Source organism: Aureitalea sp. L0-47, assembly GCF_026126405.1.
GTDB lineage: Bacteria > Bacteroidota > Bacteroidia > Flavobacteriales > Flavobacteriaceae > Pukyongia.
Window position 1 is genome coordinate 402,377 of record NZ_JAFMTQ010000001.1, and the last position, 26,402, is coordinate 428,778.

A 26,402-nucleotide genomic window follows, 5' to 3' on the forward strand; every position below is an offset into this window, starting at 1 on the left:
TATTATGGCACTATTATCCAAAACCAAAATTAGTATCAGCGGTAAAGAAATTAAGTCGTATTCCTCGTTCTTCTTGCAACAGGAAATAGATGCCCATCATGTATTGCAAATTACCATACCGGTTGAGAAAGCTAATGCCAGTGAAACCGTTTTAATTGATTTGACTAGAAATTATTTGAGCGAATCGATCGCTGTTAGCATTGAACCTATAGATCACCTGGATTCTAACAAATATGGTAAACTTGAATTCAAAGGGATAATCACCCAGGTAAAAATGGTACACGGCGCGAGAGGACAAGGGGATGAGATTGTTATCCTTGCCGAAAGTCCTACCATCTTTGCCGACGATGGCCCGCATTACCTTTCATTTACTGATAAGACCTTAGCTAACATAGTTAAAGATGCTATGAATGTAAGTCCGGATTTAAAGCTCAAGAACAGTCCCAGATATAAAGAGACCATGCATTATTGTGTTCAACAGAACGAGAGTGCGTTTCAGTTTGTAAGCAGGCTTGCAGCTCAATACGGGGAATGGTTTTATTACGATGGTGAGTCGGTAGTATTTGGTGCTCCGGGAACGAACCAAATTGACCTGGAGACCAACTTGTATGAGTACGATATCAGCCTGGTACCACACCCACAGATGTTCAAATATTATGCGCCACATTATCAAAAAACTGAAGTCATTTCAGAAAGAACTTCAGCTAAAAATACTGGCTCAAGCAGCCTCGTGAGTTATGCTAATGACAGTGCGAAGAAAATGTTTCCAAATGAGACGGAGGTTTGGAAATTCGATTATAGTGATGATAGGATAAAAAGCCGTCTCAAACACAAAACAAAGGCTCAAAAAGAATCTCAGGAACTGAACCAGGTAGTCGTTCGAGCAGTGAGTGATAATCCGGGAGTCAACCTGGGAGATAAAGTTAAAATTGGGGGTGAATCATTTAGGGTTGTCAAAATTTCACATCAGACCTCGATCAATGGAAATTACAAGAACTCTTTCGAGGCGGTAACTGCCTCTCATGACGCCTATCCGAAAACCAACATCAATGCTTTCCCATTAAGCCAAAGCCAGGTAGGGACTGTGACAGACAACGCGGATCCTCAGGCACTGGGCCGTGTGAAAGTACAGTTACCCTGGATGAAACAGGCCGGATTGGAAACCCCCTGGATACGGGTGGTTGCTCCGATGGGCGGTAAAGAACAGGGGATGTATTTTATTCCCGAAGTGGGAGATGAAGTAATGGTGGATTTTGAGGGTGGAAATGCAGAAGCACCTTATGTTATTGGTGCATTGTACAATTCAGAATCTGCACCATCAGGTGACTGGCAGGATAGCAAAAAGAATGATTTCAAAGTGATTAAGACCCGGGGAGGTCATATTCTTACCTTCGACGATACCGATGGCAAAGAAAGTATTACCCTTGAGGATAAAAAAGGAAACAAGATCTTTATGGATACAGCGGATGGTTCTATTACTATTACCGCAATAAAGGATCTGAACATAAATGCGGAGAATATAAATCTCAAAGCGAGCAAGGATATCAACATTGATTCCACGGCCAAGACCATCCTTAAATCTATGGAGCATCTCAATGATGCCAAAACGAAGATCACTTTAAAGAGTAAGGCCAGCCTGGACGTTTCCAGCGCACAGGTCGGTATCAAGGGACAGGCAACGGCTAAACTTGAAGCTCCGATGGTGGATGTGAGTGGCCAGGCTATGACAAACATCAAAGGAGGAATGGTAAATCTTAACTAGGTACATGTTGATGCCCTACTAAATATGAGCACAGAACACAATCCCATAGCACAACTGGTTACCGAACTTCAGCAGAAGTGGAACACCGATATCAGTCCTAATCCCGATATTCAAATTGCCCGCTGGCTGATCATTCCACAACAGGCGAGGTTGTACGAAGGCTTCCTGAAACTGGAATCTACTGCTTACGGTGGCGTCCCGGATATGGTGATTGTGCTGTTAACTCCCTTTACTTCAGCTTCACAACACAGTCGCGCCCTGGCCGAACATTGGATAGAGGCCTATAGAAAGGATTCGAAGATCATAAATGAATACATAGAGAGCAACCCCGATTTTTCCTGGCAGGCAGATGAATACGAGAAACGACTTTCCGAAGATCAGGATGCGAACAATGCCCTCTTGATCGAGATGCTCTCCCAATTCCAAATGGCCTTGTCTGAAAAAGAGAGAGCACTTACCCTGGCTCTATTTCCATATAGCGTATCGGATACCAAAGACTACGAGAAATGGATGGACACAATGTTGGAGCTTGGTTTGCCGGAAAACGTAAGATTCATGATATTCGACTATTCAGATGAACGATACTTCGACCGATTGATGAAAAATCATGAGGATATCGGCAAATCCTTGTCGGTACCACTGGATCTCGACGGAGCCATCAATAAGATCGCCACTGCCGGAGACCCGAATAACCCCGAGGTGCAATTTAGAAAGTGCATGATGATGATGTCCAAAGGCGTGTCGAATAAGAACCGTGAGTCGGTGCACAAATGGGGCGAACGCGCCCTTGAAGTTACCCAACCAAGCGGTATTCGAAGTCTGTTCATCACGGCACATATCGTATACGCAGGAATGCTCTTCAATTTCAAGGATTTCGAAACCATCGATGACCTGCTGATGAAGGCTACAGCGATGGCTAAGCAATCGGTCAAGGCGGGCGACGACCAATGCAAACCACTGTTGGTGCAGAGCTATGGCTTTCAGGCCAGTTCGAAACAACTTCAGAAGAAAAAAGAAGACGCCAGCACTTTATTCTGCAAACAGGCAGACACGGCGATCGAATTTGGATTCCCCCAACAACCCCTCACTTCCTGGTGGATGGCCTATAGCGCTATTCGGAAAAAGGATAAGGAACAATACAAAGAATTGGTCATTAAAGCCTATAACTACGGATCGGAACAGGAGAAGGAAACGCTAAAATCTACCTGTATGACCTTCATCGCCAACGACTATTACAACATCCTGGATAAGGAAAGCCAGTACGACGACTGCAAGGAGATTGATGAGTTTATGACTGAAGTAGAAGGTGAGAACTGGCGAGAAGAAGTAGAGGAGAGAAGGAAAGAAATGGAGAAACGAAAATTATCATTAAAGAATTGGTTTTAGCCCATGATGCCCGCCAATAAACATATGGATCCTATTGTTGGAGTTGACATTCACATAGTCATGATCCCAACTCCAGCAGGCCCGGTGCCCACACCGCTGCCGCACCCGTTTGTGGGAATGGTTATGGATCCTATGGATTACATTCCGGTTGTCGGCGCGACCATTATGATCAATAAGATGCCCCGCGGGAATGCCACAACGGCGGGAATGCTTGGTTCCAAGGTTCATATTCCTATGGGTGGACCATTTCAGATGGCTCCCACTATTGGGCATGATTCAGTAAATTTTTTCGGAAGTCCACGCGTAGTTGCGGATGGCTCTTATATGAGCGCATCGGGCTTTATGGTGATGTCATGTAATGATGTAGGAATGCCTTTGACGGCCGCTCCAGGTAAGAAAATGAAACCGAAACCCGGCTTCTATTTGCCATCTTCAGCAACAATACCTATCCCGAAAGGCCCACCGATCATGGTGGGAGGGCCCTATGTTCCGGATCTTATGGCCATTGTAATGAGCCTGGCCATGTCCTACGGAATGGGGAGTGCCATGAAGGCGGCGGGCAAAGGACTTAAGAAACTCAATCACGCAGTACTAAAGAAGTTTCCTGCCACCAAGGGCCTTAGCAAAAAGCTATGTAAAATGGGCTTTGAACCAGTAGATCTTATTACCGGAAGGATGGTTTATGAAGGAGTCGATTTTGAGATCCCGGGAATAATTCCTGTTAGCTGGGAGCGCAACTGGTATTCCGATTCCGAATACGAAGGATGGCTGGGCCACGGGGTGAGTTGCAATTACGATACTGCCCTGCATCTCATGCCCGATGACGATGCCATCGTTATGCGATTGCCGGACGGACGGGTAACCACATTCCCATTACTCATCGCTGAAGGCGACAGCTACTATGACCGCATGGAAAAAAAGACCATCACCTGCGTCGATAGCCATACCTACACGGTTCGTGATCATGAGAGCAATCTAATCAATACCTTCAAAAGGATAAACAATAACCTCTATCGTCCTGAATCTATTAGCAATACGGATGGATTTGCTATTCAGTTCTTCTACAATGCCGTGGGTAAGCTGGAACAAATGGTGGATACGGCCGGCCGCAGGATCGATTTTGAACTGGACCGGGAAGGCCGAATTACCAAAGTAACTGCTAAACACAACGGATCGAAACGAAAGCTAGTTGAATACAGCTATAACGAATCAGGAGATCTGATCGGGATCACCGATGCCCTGGACCAGACTACCAAGATGGAATACGAGAACCATTTAATGGTAAAGAAGACAGACAGAAATGGCCAGTCCTTCTATTGGGAATACGACGGCAAGAAGACAGGGGCCAAATGCATCAAGACCTGGGGTGATGGCGGCATCCTGGCCGGAACCATTGAGTATGGCAAAGGGAAGAATATAGTGACCAATTCCCTGGGGCATGAGACCATCTATTACTTTGATGAGAACAACCTCTGCACCCAGGTAACCGACCCGGAGGGCGGACATGTATTTCATCAGTACACCGATTATATGGAGCCCTACCGCGATATCGATGAGGTAGGGAATATAACGGGTTATAGCTATGATGATAGAGGAAATTTAACAGGGCTCCACGCACCAGATGGAACCGTTGCAACATTTATCTATGATGATGAAGATCGGGTTATTCTTATAAAACCACCTGATGGAGGTAGTTCTACCAAGGTTTATGACGAGGATAAACTTATTGCCACCATTGCGCCTTCCGGGGCAATGACATCCTACGCTTATAACGATAAAGGCTTATTGCATACTATTACGGATAACGCAGGTAATACTACGCATCTGTTATACGACGCAGATCTAAACCTGGAAAAAACCATTGTGAATGGTGAAAAGCGCGCGAGCTGGCGATATGATGCCTGGGGGCGGGTTTTGGAAACGAACAATTCTGAGAAATACAGGCAGCAATATTATTACGATGCGTTGGATCGTGTTACTCAGATCCAAAAGGCGGATAAAAGTGCAATTCGATTCAAATACAATGCTTATCAGGATATCATCGAGACACTCGATTCGAAGAAGCACAAGATAAAATTCGACTACACACCTATTGGCAGTTTAAAGAATAGGGAGGAGAATGGCGTGAAGGTTGAATTCAAACATAACACCGAGGATCAGCTTGTTGCAATTGTTAATGAGCATAAGGAATATTACCGTTTTGGAAGAAATGATAAGGGCGAAATAATTAACGAGACCGGGTTCGATGGATTGCGAAAAGACTTCATTCGCGACCAGGCGGGTAAAGTACTGAGAGTTAGTCGTCCCGGCGAACGATTTACCGAGTTCGAATACGACCTGAATGGAAAGATCACCCGAACCGAACATTACGATGGTAGTTGGGAAACTTTTAGCTATGATGGAAATGGTTCCCTGGTCGAAGCTGTTAACCAGAATAGCAAGGTACTTCTTACCTACGATGATGGGGGTAAAATTATTACTGAAAACCAGGACGGTTATATGGTGGAAAGCATCTATGATGAACTTGGAGATCGCATCCAGGTGAAAAGTAGTTTAGGAGCCAATATCGAAATTGAAAGGAATTCACTGGGGTATGTAAAAGGTATGAGTGGCGAGGTTGGCGAAAGTGGCAAACAATGGAAAACCACTGTTAAGACCAACAGCCTTGGAATGGAGGTGGAGCGCGTACTACCTGGCGGAATAAAAACAAAGTTCGAATACGATTCAGCGGGCCGGCCGATCGCTCAAACCGTTCATAGAGGCTCTGATTCCCTGCGGCACAGAACTTATTCCTGGAACGTCAACGACCAGTTGCGAAAAATGGTCAACGAGTTGAGCAGTGGAGTGGTCACCTATACGCATGACGATTTTGGCAACCTGGCAAGTGCGCGCTACGAAGACAATCAGTTCGATTATAAGTTGCCGGACGAAGTTGGGAATATCTTCCGCGATAAAGGGCAAAGTGACCGAAAGTACGGCCCGGGAGGAAAATTACGGGAAGCCAATGGCAATACCTATCGCTATGACCCGGAAGGGAATCTCATAACAAAGATCACGTCTAAGGGGAATTGGGAGTATAAATGGTATGGCAACGGTATGCTAAAATCCGTTAATAAACCGGATGGAAGCCATGTTGCTTTTGAATACGATGCCCTGGGCAGGCGAACAGCAAAGATAGTCTCTCCTCGTATGGGGAATAAGGAAAAGACGATCCACAGGTGGGTCTGGGACGGCAATGTACCCTTACATGAATGGCGCTATGGGTTACACAACAGGCCCAAGTGGGTAGTGGATGAATTCGGTGAACTGACAAGAGATAAGGAAGAGCCGGTAAGCGATCTTATCACCTGGATGTTTGAGGACAGATCATTTAGGCCTACTGCTAAAATTGTAGCAGGCGAACAGTACTCCATTGTGACGGATTATTTAGGAACTCCTGTGGAAATGTACGACTCCAAGGGAACAAAAACCTGGGAGGCAGAGTACGATATTTACGGAAAAATACGTAAACTTACCAAAGGTTCTTTGAGCGATTGCCCTTTTAGATACCAGGGACAGTATGAGGACGTAGAGACGGGGTTGTATTATAACAGGTTCCGTTATTATGCCGCGGAAGAAGGGTTGTATATTAGTCAGGATCCGATAGGATTAATGGGAGGTATGTCATTATACTCTTACAGCAAAGACACATCACTATTCGTTGACCCGTTTGGACTTGAACCTATTAGTTTACAGGAAGCACTGGACCAGGCTAATGATTTTTTAGAGCCAGGTGAAAAAGTAAGAGTAATTGACAATCCCAATTCATCAGGAGTGCAATGGATTCAGGTATATGAGAAGGACGGTGTGAAGGTTACAAAACGTGTTGGTTTTGACATTAACCCGGAATCTGGACATGTTAAAAAACTTGGTCCGCATTTGAATCTTCAAACACAATTCGATGGGAAAATTCAAGGTGGTGACTTGGCAGATCCACATACCAAGATTGATCCGGGTAGTATTGATGCAGTGGATCCGGATGATCTTCTCAATCCCAAACCTAAATGTGGTTAATATAAATTGTAAAAAATGATTCGTGTTAATGCCTCAGAACATCATGATTTCCGCGAAATTATGTTTTATGGGAATCGAGAAGATTATGATCAATTTCTAAATAAGGTTTTTGTAAAGGAATATTTAATTGAATTGGATACTAAAGAAGAAGAGTTTTTTCCGATTTGTTTTGATTTCCTCCACATAATGATCGATGAGACAAATCCAAATAGAAAATTAAACTTTAATATTTGTTTAAAAACTTTGGAAATCCAGTGTGGAATCAATATGATACGACTGTTCCTGGAATCCGTTAAAAATCTGACAACACTCACGAATACGCATTTCGTTATGGATATTTACGGGAATGATGAACTTATCGAACAAGAAAACTTGACGATATATTTACATATTGATTAAAGTTGAAAAGTTATTTTATGAATATTCAACAAATTCCTTATCCAGGCAACGAAGACAAACACGAAATGGGATCTGTTAAAGTTTTATAGATACAAATTCTCAAATCGTTCTAATTACGCATCCACGAGAGCTACTTGTCCTAAAGAATGTATCACTTACCCTCTTTGTATTTTATAAAAAAAGGTCTTTGATTGATTAATTTTGGCGGTGGAGGCACAAAGAATCCACCACTTCCAGGTGCATGCGAATTAAAGTGCCTGGAGTTTGGTTTAGGATATGTTTTATCTCCTCTTTTTACATTATCCAAAAAACGAATATCATTTGATACTGTAGGACGACTATTGCTTCCCCTGTCCGCATTGAACTTACGAGAACCTCCACTCAGGATCTGGCCTGCTGATGACGCCAGTTCGGCCCAGCCTATCGCGTTACTATGACTGCGACCCATAAGTCTGAGGACACCATAGACCGGAGCACCTATGACCACTCCTTCACTTTGCAGTGGTGGCCCGGCTTTAAAATAACCCCATTGAGCGCGCCTTGCCAAATCTTCCCTCGTTCCAACCAAACCAGTCTTATTGTCGGTATGAATTACTTCATTAGCATCGAATGTATTGAATTCTAGTCTTCCGATACCAAGAGAGCGGGTACCTTCTGATGGTCGTCTAAAAAACCGATGAGCAGATAATTGGCCAAATTGCCTCACATAGCCTGTCCATGCTAATTGATGTCTGTCGTCTATTGAAAGTTCCTGTCCAAACACTCTTTCAATTCGAGACCATTTAAGTAGTTTTCTCTTTTCGTCTTCGCTGAAATAAAATTCCCAGCCCGAAGCACCTAGATACGCCTTATTTGGATCTTTCCCCTCGGCTATAGCATTCCAAACTTCCTTTGCAAAAAGGGAATGACGTTTAGCTAATGGAATACTTGTTCCTTTTTCGTGTTCATATTTACTTAAATTATCCGGCATACAATCGTGTATATTTAATTCTAGAAATAGTTACCACTGATACTCCAACTTAAATGTCGTATTCATTTTCAGCTCATTGGGAACCGTTGTAACCATGGCGTTGCCAAAGGATTTTATATCACCCATATCAAGGTATCTGGGATTTGGATCGCCAAAACGAATACTCCTTAAATCCGTAAGTGAGCGAGTATACTCTAATCGGACGCTCAGGTTTTCTCCCTTCCATAGGTCCACTCTACCGCCAATTTTTTTATACTTATTACTGGAGTGTGGGAGTATAGGATGTAATCTGTCGAGTGTCCAGCCCAGTGAATACCACTTTTTATACGCCTTACCTACAACTTTATCTGTCCACAATAGGTCATCTCCTATGTGTTGTCCAAGATCCGGATTATAATATGGTATCCTATTAAAACCAATTGCCCGGAATGCGGTGTCATCCAGGTGAATATTGCATTTTAATTCTTTAGAAGCAATTTGACAATGAAGACTCTTATCCGGCCAAACTCCTTTTTCTCTGTACCCCCTGCCATTCGTTGCCGCTGAAGCAACTGCATCACAAAGATTCCGTTTGTCATCCAGTATAAATGCACCTGTAGCAAGAAGTGCATTTTCTAATTTTTTACTGTCTTTGGGGAAAAAGTCGAATCCTTGTCCTAGATTATCACCTATTCGTTTAAAACTGTCTACATGAGAGTAAATATCTATATCATATCTACTCTTAAATCTATCAGCAATGATTTTTTTAATTCCGGCCATCTAATTGTACTCAAAATTAGATGGAACGTTCGAGATCATTAAATTTCCATCTTCTTACTGCTGCTCGTACTCGGCGTCCCATTCGTTACCGTCGTCTCCTTTTTGCCCATCCATCTTAATCATGAAGTTCTTGGCAGGGAAATACGGTTTCATATGTACATCCAGGTAAACGCGATCCTTTTGGTTCGGGTCCTGTTCAAATCGCTTGATGCTGAAATCTTCGATCAGCTTGTCCGGACCGGTTATACCGTCCAGGAACTTCACGATCTGCCCCATAAGTTCCTTACGAGTCCTCGCATTAAAGTTCTCGAAAGCCCTTCGGTTAAGGAAGTCCATCAATACTTTGGTGATATAGTCGAACACACGTACAACCGAGTAGGTTTGTAATCCTAAGTTGTCCCCATTAAATAAGGTCTTGGCAGAGAATGCCATTACCTTACCGTATTCGTTCACCATAGGAACTAAACCAAGTTTTTCGATTTGCGCGATATCACTTTTCTTAAGGTCGAAGCGTACTCCGTCCACCTCGTTCATCCCACCAAATTTCTTACCGGCGGTTACCTGAGACATAAGCGTCTTGTAGATCTTTCCGGCAAGTGCTCCGGAAGGAGGTACGAACAGGTCTTCTTCTTCACCTACTTCATCGTGTTTACCGCGACCTACTAACCAGTTGCAGGACATGATCACATTAGAGCGGTATTTATCTCCTCCTGTTAGATTGGCGGCTTCAAACATTTCCATAACGTCATCCGGTTCGTCCAAGTGTTCAAAATCGGTTACCAACATTACCTTGTTCTCATGAGCGATCTTCGCCCATTTCTCGACTACCTTATTCGACCCCAGGTATCCCGGGATCACAAGCAGACCATAATTTTCTCTTAGGTCCAGGCGATCAAAAGTAGAAACGAGTTCCTCATTTACAGCATCGATGAATCGGGTATTATCCAAATCTTTCATCTGCTCAAGATCGGCGTTCATGATCGAAATATTCTTGAGTTTATCCGATTCAGAATTCTTATAGAATAAAGCGACAGATCTATAAGAACGTTCCAATTCGCGCGTGGCATCAATGGCCTTACCAAGATTCTTGGTAAGCGATTCGGCTGCTTGGGCAGATCGTTTTTCGGATTCCTCTATCATTTCAGTAAGGTCATCAGAACTCGACAACACATTCGACCAAATTTCCAATACTTGTTTCAAAGTCTCGCGATCTTCCTTTTTCGAGGATTCTGTAAGGAAAATTCTTTTCCTGGCTTTTCGCTCCGGGTTCATATTCTGAACTCCATCTACACAAGCCTCCAATAAATCAAAGCCTCCAAATTTTACAAGTTTATCACTACTCTCTTGTAAAAATTGAGCAGGGTTCTCAACAGGTGAGAACTGCTGTTGTTGTTTTGCTGCAGCCATATTTATTTGTTTTCTTCAATTTCGGTTAATAATGCTCGTATCGAGTCAAGTAAAGCCTGCTTTGCTTCCGGATCGGCCAGGGCAGTCTTCAATATTTTATTTGTTTTCAGTTGTTTTACAACCTTTACATACTGATCTTTTTCAGTATCCAACCCTTTGAGGTAGTCGCTTTGGCGGGTAATTCCCTTGGCGCCAAAGTCACCCAGATTATTAAATCTCAAAGTTTCTTTTGAACTTGTGCCTTCGCTGTCTTCAAAATCTACTTCCACCTCGGGCTGGTAATGTTCAAACACTTCTTCCACGGTTTGCAAACCACCCTGGATCACTGGTTTGATAGCGGGATCCTGTGTTAATTTTTCTACTAGTAAGGTTCTGTTCTGAGGTATTTCCTGAATCGCCTCATTGGCATCCGATTTAACTTCGGTACCACCAATTCCATATGTGTCGCTCATAATGTTGCTTATTTAAGTTAAATATATTGAAATTTTTGGCTTTATGGTTAGTTATTGCTAATGTTCCACATTAATTCTTTCTTCTTATCCAACTTCAATTTAATATTGGCCCCCTTCGTTAACTCACCGGAGATAAGCATTTTTGAAAGCGGTGATCTAAGATCACTTCGAATTACACCTCTTAGCGGACGCGCACCATATTTGGGTGTAAATCCTTTCAACGCGAGATAATCTACTACTTCATCAGTCATTTCCAGGGAAATATCCTGCTTGTCAAGTGCCTTGTAGAGGTCTTTAAGCTGTATTTTGAAAATCTTAGAAATATTCTCAACTGTGATTGGTGAGAATGGAATGATTTCGGTGAGTCTTCCCAGGAATTCCGGCCTGAAATGTTTCCCCATCATTTCCAAAAGATCACTCGATTTTGGAATTTCACCCTCTCCGAAAGTGTCCACAATAAATTGACTCCCGATATTAGAGGTGAACAGGATTAGTGCATTGGAAAAATCACCTTCCTTACCCAAACGGTCGTGTAATTTCCCTTCATCCAGAATCTGGAGGAAGATATCGAATACTGATGGGTGTGCTTTTTCGATCTCGTCGAAGAGGACTATAGAATAAGGTTTCTGCCGTATTTTGTTCACCAATAGACCGCCTTCTTCGTAGCCCACATATCCGGGAGGAGCACCATACAATAAGGCCGCAGAATGTTCTTCCTTGAACTCAGACATGTCGAAACGAATAATTGCCGTTTCCGTTTGAAAAAGGAATTCGGCCAGGGCTTTGGCTAATTCGGTCTTACCAGTTCCCGTTGGGCCTGAAAAGAAGAAAGATCCAATTGGAAGCCCCGGTTTACTCAATCCGGATCTTGATTCCAATACTGCTTCCGTAATTATCTTGCAGGCATGATCCTGGCCTATTACCCGTTTCTTTAATGTCTCCTCCATATTGAGGAGTCGCTCTTTTTCGTCCGATTGTAATTTTCCTGTAGGAATACCTGTCTTATTTGCAATTGTGGACGCAATATCATTTTTACTAATACTGTTCTTTTCCTTTTCGGCTATAACTTTCAAATTGTCTAGCACGCTGTGAAGGGCTTTAAATCCCTTTTTTGGATCTGATATATTCTCGAAATGATCTTCCTCTCCAAGCTCTGTGAACAACAGGTAACTCAGCTTATCCTTCATTTGAGAATACATCCAGTTTTGTTCCGCAAGTATGTACTCCGTCTCAAGCTTTTGTTTTTTGAGCTCATCCAGTCTACTCTTCAGTTCCATGATCTCCGATACAGAGGTTTCTTTCATAAAATTAGCAGCCGACATGGTCCTGTCTATAAGGTCAAGAGCCGAATCCGGTAACGCACGCTCCTTATTGTAACGTTTGGCCAGACGGATTGCCTCCGAAATGGTTTCTGGATCAATTTCCAGTTCGTGGTGATCCGTATAATAGTTCACGTTATTTTTGATCATCCGCAAGGCTTCTTCTTCGGAAGGTTCATTCAGTCGAACGATCTCAAACTGCCTCGATAATCCCTCATCACTTTCTATATGTTTTCTGTACGCATCATTGGTGGCCGTCCCAATAACAGTCAATTCACCTTTCACCAGTTCCGATTTCAGAATATTCGCCAACCCCTGGTTACCGGAATTTTTATCGGTAAGGTTCTTTAATTCATCTATGAGAAGAATCGGCTTGTTTAGTTTCTTTATCTGGGTAAATACTTTTTTAAACCGGTCTTCGATCTCACCCTTATATCCGGCACCTGATACCAGATCGATAAAATCCAGTTCGAACACACGAGCATCTTTCAGGTGTTGTGGAATGGTGTCACTGATCGCCGCATAGGCAAGGGCATTCATCATCACCGTTTTTCCTACTCCGGGATCTCCCAGTATCAATACATTTGGTTTGGATCTCCTGCCCAGGATCTCAGTGATCATTTTTATTTCTGAATCCCTTCCGGATATCTTTTCAAGCGTTTCGTTTTGAGCTTCTGCTGTTTTGTCAATACAATACTGTACTGTGGAAGCCAGCGTTGTGGAGGAGCCATTGGAACTGGTTGCTGTAACTCCATTCGACTGTGCCGCACCAGCTTCCCCACCGAAATGATTCATTAATTCTGAAGGGGTAAGAGGAAAAGTTTTTAATTGCTCAAAGGAAAATCCAACTCCAGGAGTACACAAAGCGGTTAGCAGGCATTCAGGACTCACTTCTTCAAGGCCCATTTTCAGCTTGATATTATCGGCTTCATAGAATGCGGCATCGACAAAAGAGTCACCACTGGGGTTTTCAGGAATTTTAGCCGTTTTTGGCATTGATTCGAGCCGTACCTCGCTCCATTCTTCTACATAATAACCATCCTGGCCGATATTGTTTATGAATTTCAGCATACCTACATCTTTGTGCAATAATGCTTTCAACATGTGCGCTGCAGAGTATTCTGAATGAGCATATTCCTTTGCAATTGCCTGCGCAATATGCACAGCTTGCTTTAGGGAATCGGATAGCGTATAGTCTGCCATATTCATCGGACTTGGTTAGTGTAAAACAAAATATTGAATTGGGGAGAAAATTAAAGTTACAATAAATCAACATTTCGTCAAAACTAATCGTTAAGCGGCTAAAAAATGGGATGAAGTGAGCATTCTCCTACAAAATCGCTCATTAAATCGCTGATTTAGTTCCATTTATCGTTGGTCATTGCAAATATCTCCTTCAGACCTTGTTGGCTGATTAACAAAAAAACCCTGCTTTTCGGCAGGGTTCTGTAATGCCAGGAGAAAAAATCTCCCAGAGCAGATTGTTACTTTAAAGATACAACAATTTGATTAACCAATTTAATTGCAATCTGCAAGGACCATGATTAGCTGATCTGCCATATCTCTCGCTTTTTGCGTATAATAGGCTTTAGTAGCATTAATGGACTCTACTTCCAATTCTTCGAGGGTTCGGCTGTAATTTTCAGATACAGGTTCTGAATTTCCACAATCCATAATACGGATAAACCTGTTGATCACATTTTCCAGTTCCAGCAGGTTGGTCTCAGCTTCAAATTTTATCTTTTTCTGTTCAGCCAGTTTGATCTCTTTTTCTCTGTTGATCTTGGCTTGTAGTTCCTTTTGCGCTTTTAATTGAGCCTCCAGGGCCTTTTGTTTCTTCAGAAGTGCCTGTTGCTGCGCCAAAAGCTCTTGCTCCTGTGTAATAAGATTGTTTTCATCCACTACAAGGTCGTAAGTGGGATCGGGTTCATTACACAAATCGAGTGAGATCAGTATAGCTTTTGTACTGGTAAGAGCGGATTTTACATAATACCGCGAAACTTCGAACTTCTCTTTTTCGAGTGACTTTTTCAGATATTCCAAAACATCATAACTTGAGTTGTTCGCTTCGGTGCATGCGCATTTCTCTGTGTCCATGTACACTTTTTCCATGGCTTCAATGGCCCGCCTACTGTATTGTTTCAGGTGTTCAATGTTGTTTGCCTGAAGCGCTTTTTCAGTATGCTCCAGGGCATAAGTAGCGTCCTGATAGGCCGTACCACATTGATCCGAGGCCCGAGCCGAAACCACCAGACTTAGGAGAAAAACGAGCATAGTAATTTTTTTCATATTCACGTAATTTAATTGGGAGTGAAAATGTCTTCATAAAATCGATAAAAAGCAAAATAAATCGATGAAATACACAATAATTAACATTTACACCACCTTCATTTCTTAAAACTATATCTGAAACAGTTGATAAAGAAGACAATAGGCCATGGCTGGAAATCATTGGAGTATCGGTAACGGTTCAACAGGGAGTATGAAACACGGTTCATTTTGGTGGGTAATACAGATAATGTGTAACATAAAACACTACCTTTCGTCTATAAAGCGCAGCTAGGTAAGATCTTAGATGCATCGAACAACTTCTAACTGATACCGTATGAAACCTCTTCAACTGCTAGTGGTACTATTTCTTTGTACCCCACTTTTCCTCTTTTCACAAAATTCTTACACCATAAACGGAAAGATAAACGATGGCAACGACCAGGGAATCGCTTTTGCCAATGTATTGCTCATGAAATCAGCCGATTCTACATTCGTTAAAGGTGCTGTGACCAGTGAGACCGGAACCTATTCTCTGGAGAATGTCCCTTCCGGAAGTTATTTTGTGGAAGGCTCTGTAGTAGGCTTCCAGTTGGCGAGGTCCGAAGCTTTTACTTTAAACTCGGATTATACCGTACCAAACCTGTTAATGCTGGAAGGGGAGGCCCTTGGAGAAGTTGTTGTTCAGGCTACAAAGCCCCTGTACACGCAAAAGGTTGATCGACTGGTGATCAATGTTGAGAATAGTATCGTTTCCTCGGGGGGAACGGCCTTAGAAGTTCTGGAACGCTCTCCGGGAGTAGTAGTTAACAGGCAGAACAATGGTATATCCGTAGTTGGAAAAGAGGGTGTTGTTGTAATGATCAATGGCAAGATTAGCTATGTACCAACTTCCTCTATTGTTCAACTTTTGGATGGAATGAGTGCGGACAATATCGAATCTATCGAGCTCATCACTACACCACCGGCCAATTTCGATGCTGAAGGAAATGCGGGCTATATTAATATCGTATTAAAAAAGAATGCCGACCTGGGCCTGAATGGTTCTTATTCGCTTTCTCTGGGTTATGGTAAGGGAATCGTTTCCAATGATAACATCAGCTTCAACTACAGAAAGAACAAGTTCAATCTCTTCGGGAGTTATTCATACCTGGCAGATCAGCGGGATCAGCTTTTCAAAACTAGCCGCGAGTTCAGGGATAGTGGTGATCTGCTGTCTACTTCCTCTCGAACAGATCGCGACCCGAATCAGCAAAACCACAACCTGCGCCTGGGTGCCGATGTTCAGCTTTCAGAAAAAACAATTACCGGTTTTATACTTACAGCCTTCAGTAATAAGTGGACCATGGATGCCTTCAATAGCAGTACGGACGCCATAAATGGAATGCCAACCGGTTTTGTGACACTCGAGAATACAGAGAAGAACCATTTGCGTCATTTTGGAGCGAACTACAACATTCGACACGATTTCACGGAGGATCAATTCATAAGTATGGACATTGATTATCTCTACTACGAATTCGACAATCCTACAGACTACGTGAATATGTTCTTCGACGGAAGCAATATGTTTTTGCGCACCGAACTTCTCCAAAGCAGGAAGGAAACACCACTCTCCACCCTGGTAGGTAAGATCGATTACAGCAATAAAATAGACGACGCCTTTAAATTTGAATTGGGAGCCAAGGGAATTAAGAATGATTTTGAGAACGATGTCTCAGTGGCTAACGATGTGAGTGGCACGTTTGTGTTTGATCCATCGCTTACCAATTTTAGTGTTTTGGATGAAAGCATCATGGCGGCCTACGCCTCCGCTGATTATACCATAGACGAAAAGACCTCTGCAAAGGCAGGTGTGCGTTATGAGTATACCGACTCAAAGTTGGACGTGGATACTCAGGGTACAGTTGTCGACAGGCAGTACGGAATTTGGTTTCCTTCGGTTTTTCTTAGCCGAAAATGGACGGACGATCTCAGTATGAACGTTTCCTATTCCAAACGAATTACCAGGCCAACATTCAATGATCTGGCACCTTTTGTGATCTTTTTCGAACCCAATACCTTTCTTTCCGGAAATGCAGGACTGCAACCGGCAATTTCTAACACCGTTAAATTCGACACAAATTTCAAAAACTATTTCCTGTCGTTTCAGTATACCAACGAAGATGCTACCATTGCAAATTTTCAGGAACGTATCGATCCGGACACAGGCAGATTGATCTTTGAAGCTGCAAACCTCGATTATACGCGAACATTTTCTATCATAACCGGTATACCGATCAAATTGGCCCCATGGTGGCGTACCCAGACCAATCTTACCTATGTTCGGCAAGAGGTACGTTCATTTTACCAGGGGGAGCCTATTGAACAGGAATTGGGGATATTCTCGGCAAATAGCACCCATTCTTTTAAGATCAGTGATAGTTTTACTGCTGAATTATCCGGGTTTTATAACGGCCCCGGATTCTTTGGAAATGCTAGATACGACGAGTTTTACGCTATTAACCTGGGTTTTCAGAAAAAATTCAGCGATAAATGGGGCACCCTTAAATTCTCCGTCAACGATATCTTTGATTCACTCGAATTCAATGGTGGTACCGATCTGCCTGAGCAGAATATCCTCACAAGGAACCTATTTGATTTCAGTAATCGAACGTTTACTTTAACCTATACAAGGAATTTTGGAAACAAGGAGTTGCGTTCAGCAAGGAATAGAGAGACAGGGTCTGAAGAAGAACGCCGCAGAGTAAATTAGAATTAGCTAAAGGCAACAGATTTCTCAAGAACCTCTTATTTTGTATATTTAGAACATGAAAAATTTAGCCCTGATTATCGTTTTGTTCCTGCTTATTACTCCGGCAGCAACCCTTGAAGCTCAGGATACCATTAACTGGATGGATATCACCGAATTGGAAACAGCCATGAGCAAAGACCCTAAACCGGCATTCTTTGATGTATATACAGATTGGTGTGGATGGTGCAAGCGCATGGATGCCACAACCTTCAAGGATCCAAAAGTAGTTGCACTGCTGAATGAAAAGTTTCACCCGGTGAAGTTCGATGGTGAAAGAAAGGAAACCTTTACTTTTCAGGGACACCAGTTTAAATTCGTTGCAAGCGGAAGGCGTGGATATAATGAATTGACCGGTGCTTTACTAAACGGCCAATTGAGTTACCCAAGTTATGTTGCTCTCAATGAAAAATTTGAGCGCATTACCATTATCAAAGGGTATCGGCAGACAAAAGAATTCGTTGTCATGTTAAATTACCTTGCAGACAAACACTACCTCGAACAAACCTGGGAAGACTACCGAAAATCCAGGACTGGCAAATAACTTTCCGCTAATCCAGACAGTTCCCCCTGTTTATATCTCTCCAATGACCAGTATCATTGGATGGCATTTATGTTATCCTTAGATTATTTGATTACAAAAGGAATTACTAACATTAAATGACTGTCATGAAAAGACTTGTTTTGATCGCATTACTCATCGGATTTATTCTTCCGATCACAGCACAGGATCCTGCACAGCTAGATGAAGTAGTTGTAAAGGCGATGAACTATAAGTACTTGAGTGCGGTAGAGAATTCCAAGGCTCCGGTTCCAATCTGGAATTTAGAAAAAGAAGCGGCGATGTTCGACGTAACTGCGAGCGATGTATACCTTGATAATTTTAATACCTATCAAGTAACTTTCCGTGTTCCGCGCGGAGTAATTGTTGCGGCATACGACCAGGATGGTGAAATTATAAAAACCATCGAAAGATTTAAAAACTTCCAAATGCCAGATGAGGTGCGACTTGCCATCAAGGAACAATATCCTGGATGGGAAGTAGTGAAAGACGTTTTCTTTGTGAGCTATTCAGAAAAGAAAGGTGCTAAAAAACTCTATAAGGTAAAACTCGAAAAAGGAGATGAAATAATGCGCGTTAAAATTGATGCCAAAGGTAATTTCCTTTAATTGAGGGTAGTTTTTAAAAAAAGGGAAGGCGAGTCGCCTTCCCTTTTTTTATTCGATTCGCTTATAGTTCTCGGAAGACTCAGGATCTCCGTTACTATCCATTACAATCTGGCTATATCGATCTTTTCCCAGGTCGAGGTCGAAGCGAAATACCTGAACTGTATCTAAAGCACGATTCATCGCATCGGAACCGTATTCCAGCCGTTCCTCAAGTTTGCCATCCTTTACCTCATAAGTTCCATACCCAAACCATTCATTGGAATCGGCAGGATTAAACCTGGTCCACATGACCTTACCTTTCGTATATATTTTTACTTGTCGGTAGCCATTTAGGTTCATGAGAGTATCCTTAACTATATTATTCTCATAAAGGAACTGATGCTGCAGCTCCCATACACCTTCGATGGTCATTTCACTATTCGAGGAAGTGTTCTTATCTGCTGAGATAAAGGCGATCGCCCCTAGAGCGCAGCAAATGATTAGCATTGCTTTTTTCATATCTGCGTGAATTTAATTGATGTTAAAGGATTTAACAGCTTTAAGGTACGAAAAAAACCACTACAACCCTTTGCTTGCCTATAGATTCTCTGCCGGTAGGACGAGGGTGTTGAACAATCGAGCTTTGGTGTCCAGAAATTTATTTTGAATTTCCAATTGCTTCAATCGGCTTTCTATTAATTTCTGCTCCCGGCTATTGACCAGGAAAATAGAACTCTCTCCAAATGAAAACTTTCGCTCTTCGGCGGTCAGCATCCGTTCGTAGTTTGTCACGATATCGGCAATAAGGCCATTTTGGATCTCGAAGGAATCCAACTCGTTGTAAAGGGCTGTGATTTTATTCTGAAGCGACAGCGCTGTGGTTGTTCTTTCATACTCCGTATCGATTACTTTTAGACGGGCCAGTTTGTATTCTCCTCGTTCTTTCCGAAGGAATAATGGCATAGCAAATCGCAATCCTCCCTTGTATTCGGCAGTATTAAAGCTGTTGCCTATTTCAGGAGTGGCGGTAATAAAGTTATAGTTAAGATCGATAATCGGTAATAGCCTGTTTCCCTTTAGTCGGCGATCAATTTTAAGACCGTCGATTTTTCGATCGAGTGACCTAAGCTTAGGATGTGTTTCCAGAGTAAACTCGCTAAGGGGCGTGCCGGTAACATTCAGGGTGGCATCGATTTCTGTTTCAATATTTTCAGAAGGGACTACCCCAGGCTGCAGCTCTAATGGAATATTGTCTTGCAACCATAAGAAATTCGATAACTCCAGGCTGCGTTTCATGAATTTCACTTTGGCTTGCTCCAGGCTCAGTGAACGATTCTGATAGCTGATCTTGGCCTCCACAGTGTCGATTATGGCCCTGTCGCCAGCTTCGGCACTGCGTTTAACACCATTGAATCGCTGAAGGGCATTCACCAGGATATCATCAAAGACCTTAACTTCATTATAAGCCCTAAGCCACTTAAAATAGGCCAATGACGCTTCGTAAAGCACTTCGTTCACCAGGATCTCCTGATCTGCGGCAGTTTGCTCCCTGAAGAACTTTGCTTTTTGAAGGGTAGCCATTCGTTTGTTCATAAGGAATCCCTGTCCGAGAGAAAATGAGACCCCTGCGCTGTACAATCCCTCATCGGGTACAAATCGCTCCGGATTTACAAATTCCCCTTCGTTCTGCTCAAAATTTGCCTTCAACTCGATACCGTACCAGGTAGGTATCTTGAAGGTTGCGTTTAGCAGATCGTAGTATTCACTTCCTTTGAATTGTTTCTGACTGTAATCTACTTCCACCTTAGGGTCGAAACCACCCCTGGCTCTCATAACATTAGCCTGGGCCATGTCGATGGTAAGATTTGCCTGCTTTACAACCGGGTGGTACTTTTTAACATAGCCGAGGTACTCCCGGAATCCCAGCATCAGGGAATCCTGAGACCACACTTGGAATGACATTGTGAAAAAAAAGAATACAAGCAATCGCTTTTTCATTATTTTTTAGCTTCAGTGGTTTTTGGATTCACTTCTGGTTGATAATAGTCTGGTGGGAAACCATTTAGTTTTCGCCAAAGCTCGAACCAAATTGGTACATCGTTGAGCAGGGCCATGGTATTTGCACCACTACCTACTCTTAGGTCGACAGGCCACTCGTTATCTGCCTCATCCGGAGCAATCAGGATGCGATACTTTCCATTGTCGGAAATATAATTCTCTATTGCTACAACCTTACCTCCGTAGGTACCGTAAGAAGCATTTGGCCATCCGCTAAAGACGATCGCAGGCCAACCATCGAACTGTATTCGAACTTCTTCTCCAACTATTATCAAAGGCATATCGATTGGATCGATGTAGGTTTCCACAGCCATCTCAAAGTCGGAAGGCATGATAGCTACCAGCCGCTCGCCCTCTTTAAACGTCTCACCAATACCAGCCTTCAGGGCCTTATTGATAAAACCGTTTTGAGGGGCTCGAATGTAGTACATCTCATTCCTGATCTCGTAATTCGACCTGGCATTCTCAAGTTTTGTTACCTGGCCTTCCGCATCAAACCGGTTGGATTGAGCCGTGAATTTATCACTATTGGCTTTCGAGATCTTCTCAGTGTATGAAGCCCCGATCCTCGATATTTCTACACTGGCATTGATGACTTCGTTCTTGCTAGCCAGCAATTTGTTTTCCTGTGAGATGAGTTTAGCCTGTGTTTCCTGGAGCTTGAGTCGCTTGCCTTCTACATCGGTCATTGCTTTCAGTCCTTCCTGCTGAAGGGTTAGCGTACGGTTGAACTGCGTCTCAGCAATGCTGAGATTGGTCTTCGCGGCTTCCAGGTCGATACTGTCGCTCTGTACCTTCAGCTTTGCTTGCAGCAATTTGTTTTGGGCCTGCTCCAATTTGAGTCTTCGCTCATTTGATAAAGCGGCTATCTGTCCGTCCAGTGCCTTTACTTTTTCCTTGTAAGAGCCCACAGATAATTCCTTAGCCTCAATTTGCATTCCTGTACGTTCAATTAGCCTGGGGTCGAAATACTCGTTCTTGACCTCAGAAATATGAAGGATGGTATCTCCTTTTTTTACAAAGTCTCCTTCTCGCACATACCATTTTTCAATCTTTCCGGGAATTGGAGACTGAATGGTTTGCGGCCTTTGGTCCGGCTTGAGGGTAGTGAGATATCCTTTACCAGTTATATTCTGAGTCCAGGGCAAGAACATTGTAATAATGGTAATGCCCGCAAAGATCTTTAGAAACCGATTGAAATACTTGAAATGCCTCGTGTGAAACACCTTCTTACCGGCTTTGTACGATGAGATATCTACCTTTTGGTTTAACCTGTTATGTGATATATTCAGCATATCTGTTTCGTTAAATCTTTATAGTTCCGTTTTCAAGATGTAAAATGCTACTGCACTGTGTCTCCCAACCAGGATTGTAACTTACCACCACTAATCCCCATGGCTGTTTCGGATCAGTAAGGAACGACATGATCCTTTGTTCTTCTGACTTGTCGAATTGATCCAGCGGATCTTTCATGATGAGCAGTTTCGGCTTGGTTACTATGCTACGAGCCAGAAGGATCTTTTTTGTTACCGTATAAGGAATTTGTTTTCCTTCGGGATAGATCACAGTGTCCAAACCTCTTGGCTGACTTTTTACAAACTCAGACAGTCCCACGTTTTCGATGGCCCACCAAATATCATCTTTAGAAACATCTTTATTTCCAAAAGTGATATTCTCAAGCAGTGTTCCTTCGAAAGGAGATTCCTCGGTGAGTGACTGTCCAATATTCGCCCTGAAATGATTCAATTGAATCGCGTTAAGGGAAATGTTGTTTACATAAATGTTTCCTTCGGAAGGCTCTATGATTCCCGAGATCAGTCTAAGAAGCGTCGACTTGCCCGAACCACTGTGACCTTCTACCAGGATTCGTGATTTGGAATTGATTACAAGCGAAATATTGGAAAGAATCTTCTTTCTTCCGCCTTCAACGTGATAGTTTACTTTATCAAGTTCCAGAGTGAAATCCTGATCCGAATCAAAGATCATTTCACCTTCCTGTGGCTCCAGGTCCTTGTCCACTACCTGCCCTATCTTTTCAAGCGAAGTAAGTATATCGTATAAGGACTCAAGGCCCAGGATCAGCTTCTCTACTGAACTTATCACAAGTAGGATAATAATCTCTGCCGCTACGAATTGCCCGATATTCATTTCCTGGTTCAGTACAAGTATTCCACCTATTAATAAAAGCCCGGCAGTGACAAGTACTTTAAATCCGATCATTTGGGTGAACTGCAGTAGAAGCACTCGGAAGTGAGACTCACGGCTCTCCAGGTATTCCGCAACCAGGTCGTCATTCTTGGACATCGCAAGTTTGGTCTTGCCTGAAAGCTTAAAGCTAACGATAGACCTGGCTACTTCCTGGATCCAGTGAGCCACTCGATATTTGTTTTTAGACTCGCTCAGGCTGGTCTCCATTCCTCTACGGGCCGTGTATTTGAATACCACATAAATGAGCAGAAGGAGTAGGATTCCGTAGATGATAAAGAAAGGGTGGTAGAATGAAAGCAGCAATAATCCGAAGATGATCTGCAACAAGGCTGCGGGAAAATCTACCAGGATCTTGGACAATCCTTTTTGAACTGTAAGCGTATCGAAAAATCGGTTGGCCAACTCTGGCGGATAGAAATTCCTAAGTTCACTCATCTTTATTTTTGGAAATCGATATGCAAATTCAAAAGAAGACCGGGTGAAGATCTTCTGCTGTACATTTTCAATGATACGTATTTGCATTAACTGGAGGACTCCTCCAAATGCAACACCTACAGTTACCAATATTACCAGTATGATCCAGGAAGTGCTGATCTGCGCCCCCTGGATAAGGTTGATGATGGCCTGTATTCCCAACGGTAATGAGAGATTCACAATACCTGCGAAAATTGCGTAATAGAACACCTGGAGGATATCTTTCTTATCCAGCTGAAGCATGTTTATCAATCGTTGCCAGGGAGTCATTCTTTCGTTCATAGCGATTTATTTTTTCAGGATCTTGGCAACGAAATTCAATAAGAAATCCGCTGTCGATATTTTATTGTTACAGTTTGTTATCGATTTGAAATGATCTTTTAAAAATTGCTGATGCAAAGAGGTCTCAATGATCGTGCTGGCTAGGCTCGTAGGATATTTATATTCCGCATTGATCGTCTGGATCATTTCCTCAAGGCGATGAACCAATCTCTTGTAAATGGAAAAATAGCCTTCCTTGTTTTCCTCATCTACTTCCTTAGTGAGATACGACTTAGAAAACTCATTGATCACCATCTTGTTTAACAGTACTTCATTGATATGAGCATAGGATGAATCCTCAACAATTGGCCTGCAAATGATCTCAATCGCTTTATCGAGCTTTTCGGAAGCATCTCCAATGCTATGGGTTTCAAATACCAGCTGATACTCGATCCAACCCCAATACCAGGACGTTAAGTACAGTAATAGCTTGTGCTTGTTTTCGAAGTATCGATACACAGAACTTTCGTTCGAACCAATGGCCGTCCCAAGTTTTTTGAACGTGAGTCCTTCAAATCCGATCTCATCGATGAGGAGTATGCTGTGCTCGATGATCTTCTTGCCTAAGAGCGATGACTCCGGGTCCTTGAGATACAGTTTGTCGTGTACCGCAATCTTCAAATTTCCTAACAACTGTTTCATATTAACTTATTTGATCGCGAATATAATAGTATTACTATCATATTTGAGAGCATTTAACTTATTTTAACATCTACTTCCAACTTACACAAGCTTCAAAAGTTATATTTTTACTTCCCGAATGAAAAGAAAGGTTGCTATATGATCGATATAATAAAATCAAGAAGGGCGGTATTTCCAGCTCAATACAATTCCGAAGAAATAACCGAAGTCGAACTCCGAGCTATACTTGAATCCGCTAACTGGGCACCTACACATCGAAGAACAGAACCTTGGCGTTTTAAGGTATTTAGAGAAGAGGCTAAACTTCGTTTGGGAGCGTTTCTTGCCGAGAAATACAAAGAGACGACTGCGAAGTATTCGGAGTTCAAGCAGAAAAAGATCATAGACAAATCGTATCAATCGGCTTGTATTATCGCCATTTGCATGCAAAGAGACCCGGAGGAGTCGGTACCGGAATGGGAAGAGATCGCGGCCACGGCCATGGCGGTTCAGAATATGTGGCTAACGGCCCACAGCTTGGGTATAGGGGCCTATTGGAGCTCGCCTTCCTATATGAAGTTCTTAGGGGAACACATTACCCTGAACGACGAAGAGCGCTGTCTTGGGTTTTTCTATATGGGAAAGTTCGACGGTAAACTACCTGATGGAGAAAGAAAAACCCAGATCGAGGAGAAGACGACCTGGGTATAATTCCGGCTAAATTCGGGACGAGCGGTTAATATCCTCCTCCACCGTCCGGATCCTCCATCTCCGTCCAGTCCTGGTTTTTATAATTGGAGTCGAGGTTTGGATTGTACAAAGCATCATCCGTACTTATGTATTCTCCGTTTGAATTCATCCAGTAGTTATTCGCATCATTATCTACGTAATATTGCTGCCCGGTATTTGGGTTGGACTTGGTTGTTTGGTCCCAGATACCCTCGTTGACATACTGACTTTGTGCGCGATCCGATGCTGCATTATTGTTCCTCCAGGTTTCCATCATAGATTTATTCACAGCATTACTCGAGTTTCTGAATGCGGCCTGCTGGGCATTGAAGTTCTGTTGGTTCTGGGCCATACGCCGATTGTGGGAACTCCAGCTGGCTTGTGACTTTTGCTGCTCTTCACGGTTGTAGGCCGCGATCTGAGCCGGATTGTGCTGGGTCTTCAGAAGTCCGTTGATTAGAGCATTTTTCGAATTTTCGAAATCATTGGTCGGCGATTGAAGTACCATGCCGTGGTAGCCCCAGATCATAAGTCCCTGGCTAAAACTGCTAAATCCACGGAGAATAATTAATAGGGACTGGTTATTAGGTCCGTTAAGTTCCACTGCCAGGGCATCGAACTCCTTTTGAGAAGGCATCGATTGATAAAGTTGATTGGAATATTCACCATCCTTACGCGCCAGTTCGGGGAGGTTGTATTGCTTAACCACCTTGAACCCGTTTTGTTGAAGCTGAGGTGTAAAGTCCTGTGGAAACAAATTTTTTAGTGTTGTTCTCCTGCGAAGTTGGGATCCGCTTTGGGCATAGATCTGCTGAAAATAAGGGTCATCTGTCCACATAAAGGTCTGATTCTTCAGATAGTCAACTCTAATACCATTTGGTCCTGTTAGGAAAATAGCCGGGTTGCTGTTATCTATCTGCCATGAAGCGGGCAGGGGTAATTGACTCATCGGTATATTTCGCTTACTGTCCATGACCGTTTTCATTTCGATCTTGTTTGAAGCCATCGGGTTGTTGCTATTAGTCATAGTTGAAGTTTCCTGCTTATTCATTTCATCGTATTCTTCGGAATATTCGTATCCGTAACCTTCGTCTTCTGTACCTTCCTGGGCAAAATTAAGGCAGCTGTTCAGGAGGATAGTGGAAAGGGCAATCAGTAGAAGTTTGATATGTTTCATGATCTGGATGTTTATTCTACCATCGAAGGAAATTTGAAATGTCATCATTAACTTCAGAAATATTAATGGTTTCAATAAAGGTTTTGTACCTCCCTATTC

Annotated in this window: 19 protein-coding genes; 7 read left to right on the forward strand and 12 right to left on the reverse strand. The window is 42.8% G+C overall.

What is annotated here, in order from left to right; all coding sequences use genetic code 11:
- The first annotated feature begins 4 nt into the window (after nucleotides 1-4).
- From J1N09_RS01765 to J1N09_RS01775, 3 genes are read left to right on the forward strand one after another with little or no spacing between them, the layout of a single operon-like run.
- Nucleotides 5-1,762 (forward strand): type VI secretion system Vgr family protein, encoded by a 1,758-nt coding sequence (locus J1N09_RS01765; protein WP_265197673.1) that lies wholly within the window; start codon nucleotides 5-7, stop codon nucleotides 1,760-1,762.
- Between the two features lie 24 nt (nucleotides 1,763-1,786).
- A complete protein-coding gene (locus J1N09_RS01770; RefSeq protein ID WP_265197674.1) occupies nucleotides 1,787-3,148 on the forward strand; it encodes a hypothetical protein in 1,362 nt (453 codons plus the stop codon).
- A gap of 24 nt (nucleotides 3,149-3,172) precedes the next feature.
- Nucleotides 3,173-7,201, forward strand: coding sequence for a DUF6531 domain-containing protein (locus J1N09_RS01775; protein ID WP_265197675.1), 4,029 nt, complete (start codon nucleotides 3,173-3,175; stop codon nucleotides 7,199-7,201).
- 550 nt (nucleotides 7,202-7,751) lie between these two features.
- Here the strand turns inward: J1N09_RS01775 and J1N09_RS01780 are convergent.
- From J1N09_RS01780 to J1N09_RS01805, 6 genes are all read right to left on the reverse strand, one after another.
- The gene (locus J1N09_RS01780; protein ID WP_265197676.1) at nucleotides 7,752-8,570 is read right to left on the reverse strand and encodes a hypothetical protein; all 819 of its coding nucleotides are present in this window, start codon (nucleotides 8,568-8,570) and stop codon (nucleotides 7,752-7,754) included.
- Between the two features lie 30 nt (nucleotides 8,571-8,600).
- Nucleotides 8,601-9,329 carry a hypothetical protein gene (locus J1N09_RS01785; protein WP_265197677.1) on the reverse strand — a complete coding sequence of 243 codons (729 nt, stop codon included), beginning with the start codon at nucleotides 9,327-9,329 and terminating at the stop codon, nucleotides 8,601-8,603.
- Nucleotides 9,330-9,383: 54 nt separating this feature from the next.
- The gene (locus J1N09_RS01790; RefSeq protein WP_265197678.1) at nucleotides 9,384-10,736 is read right to left on the reverse strand and encodes a DUF5458 family protein; all 1,353 of its coding nucleotides are present in this window, start codon (nucleotides 10,734-10,736) and stop codon (nucleotides 9,384-9,386) included.
- A 2-nt stretch (nucleotides 10,737-10,738) separates the two neighbouring features.
- Complete coding sequence (locus J1N09_RS01795; RefSeq protein ID WP_265197679.1) at nucleotides 10,739-11,188, reverse strand: hypothetical protein; 450 nt, start codon at nucleotides 11,186-11,188, stop codon at nucleotides 10,739-10,741.
- Between the two features lie 47 nt (nucleotides 11,189-11,235).
- The gene (locus J1N09_RS01800) at nucleotides 11,236-13,710 is read right to left on the reverse strand and encodes an ATP-dependent Clp protease ATP-binding subunit (protein ID WP_265197680.1); all 2,475 of its coding nucleotides are present in this window, start codon (nucleotides 13,708-13,710) and stop codon (nucleotides 11,236-11,238) included.
- 315 nt (nucleotides 13,711-14,025) lie between these two features.
- Nucleotides 14,026-14,796 carry a hypothetical protein gene (locus J1N09_RS01805; RefSeq protein ID WP_265197681.1) on the reverse strand — a complete coding sequence of 257 codons (771 nt, stop codon included), beginning with the start codon at nucleotides 14,794-14,796 and terminating at the stop codon, nucleotides 14,026-14,028.
- A gap of 316 nt (nucleotides 14,797-15,112) precedes the next feature.
- On the opposite strand from J1N09_RS01805, the gene J1N09_RS01810 reads away from it, so the two are divergent.
- The 3 genes from J1N09_RS01810 to J1N09_RS01820 all read left to right on the forward strand — a co-directional run bounded on the left by J1N09_RS01810 (nucleotide 15,113) and on the right by J1N09_RS01820 (nucleotide 18,736).
- A complete protein-coding gene (locus tag J1N09_RS01810) occupies nucleotides 15,113-17,530 on the forward strand; it encodes a TonB-dependent receptor (protein ID WP_265197682.1) in 2,418 nt (805 codons plus the stop codon).
- 55 nt (nucleotides 17,531-17,585) lie between these two features.
- On the forward strand, nucleotides 17,586-18,110 hold the full coding sequence (locus J1N09_RS01815) for a thioredoxin family protein (protein ID WP_265197683.1): 525 nt from the start codon (nucleotides 17,586-17,588) through the stop codon (nucleotides 18,108-18,110).
- Nucleotides 18,111-18,235: 125 nt separating this feature from the next.
- Nucleotides 18,236-18,736, forward strand: a complete 501-nt coding sequence (locus J1N09_RS01820) for a nicotinate-nucleotide adenylyltransferase (protein ID WP_265197684.1) — start codon at nucleotides 18,236-18,238, stop codon at nucleotides 18,734-18,736.
- A 48-nt stretch (nucleotides 18,737-18,784) separates the two neighbouring features.
- On the opposite strand, the gene J1N09_RS01825 is transcribed toward J1N09_RS01820, so the two are convergent.
- The 5 genes from J1N09_RS01825 to J1N09_RS01845 all read right to left on the reverse strand — a co-directional run bounded on the left by J1N09_RS01825 (nucleotide 18,785) and on the right by J1N09_RS01845 (nucleotide 24,418).
- Complete coding sequence (locus J1N09_RS01825) at nucleotides 18,785-19,234, reverse strand: hypothetical protein (protein WP_265197685.1); 450 nt, start codon at nucleotides 19,232-19,234, stop codon at nucleotides 18,785-18,787.
- A gap of 78 nt (nucleotides 19,235-19,312) precedes the next feature.
- Nucleotides 19,313-20,677 carry a TolC family protein gene (locus J1N09_RS01830; protein ID WP_265197686.1) on the reverse strand — a complete coding sequence of 455 codons (1,365 nt, stop codon included), beginning with the start codon at nucleotides 20,675-20,677 and terminating at the stop codon, nucleotides 19,313-19,315.
- A gap of 35 nt (nucleotides 20,678-20,712) precedes the next feature.
- A complete protein-coding gene (locus J1N09_RS01835; RefSeq protein ID WP_265197687.1) occupies nucleotides 20,713-22,068 on the reverse strand; it encodes an HlyD family secretion protein in 1,356 nt (451 codons plus the stop codon).
- 10 nt (nucleotides 22,069-22,078) lie between these two features.
- Nucleotides 22,079-23,737: a peptidase domain-containing ABC transporter gene (locus J1N09_RS01840; RefSeq protein WP_265197688.1), complete on the reverse strand. Its 1,659-nt coding sequence runs from the start codon at nucleotides 23,735-23,737 to the stop codon at nucleotides 22,079-22,081.
- 6 nt (nucleotides 23,738-23,743) lie between these two features.
- The gene (locus J1N09_RS01845; RefSeq protein WP_265197689.1) at nucleotides 23,744-24,418 is read right to left on the reverse strand and encodes a TetR/AcrR family transcriptional regulator; all 675 of its coding nucleotides are present in this window, start codon (nucleotides 24,416-24,418) and stop codon (nucleotides 23,744-23,746) included.
- A 138-nt stretch (nucleotides 24,419-24,556) separates the two neighbouring features.
- On the opposite strand from J1N09_RS01845, the gene J1N09_RS01850 reads away from it, so the two are divergent.
- Nucleotides 24,557-25,108 carry a nitroreductase gene (locus J1N09_RS01850; RefSeq protein ID WP_265197690.1) on the forward strand — a complete coding sequence of 184 codons (552 nt, stop codon included), beginning with the start codon at nucleotides 24,557-24,559 and terminating at the stop codon, nucleotides 25,106-25,108.
- Nucleotides 25,109-25,133: 25 nt separating this feature from the next.
- Here J1N09_RS01850 and J1N09_RS01855 read toward each other — a convergent pair whose 3' ends face one another.
- Nucleotides 25,134-26,303: a hypothetical protein gene (locus J1N09_RS01855; protein ID WP_265197691.1), complete on the reverse strand. Its 1,170-nt coding sequence runs from the start codon at nucleotides 26,301-26,303 to the stop codon at nucleotides 25,134-25,136.
- Nucleotides 26,304-26,402: the final 99 nt, after the last annotated feature.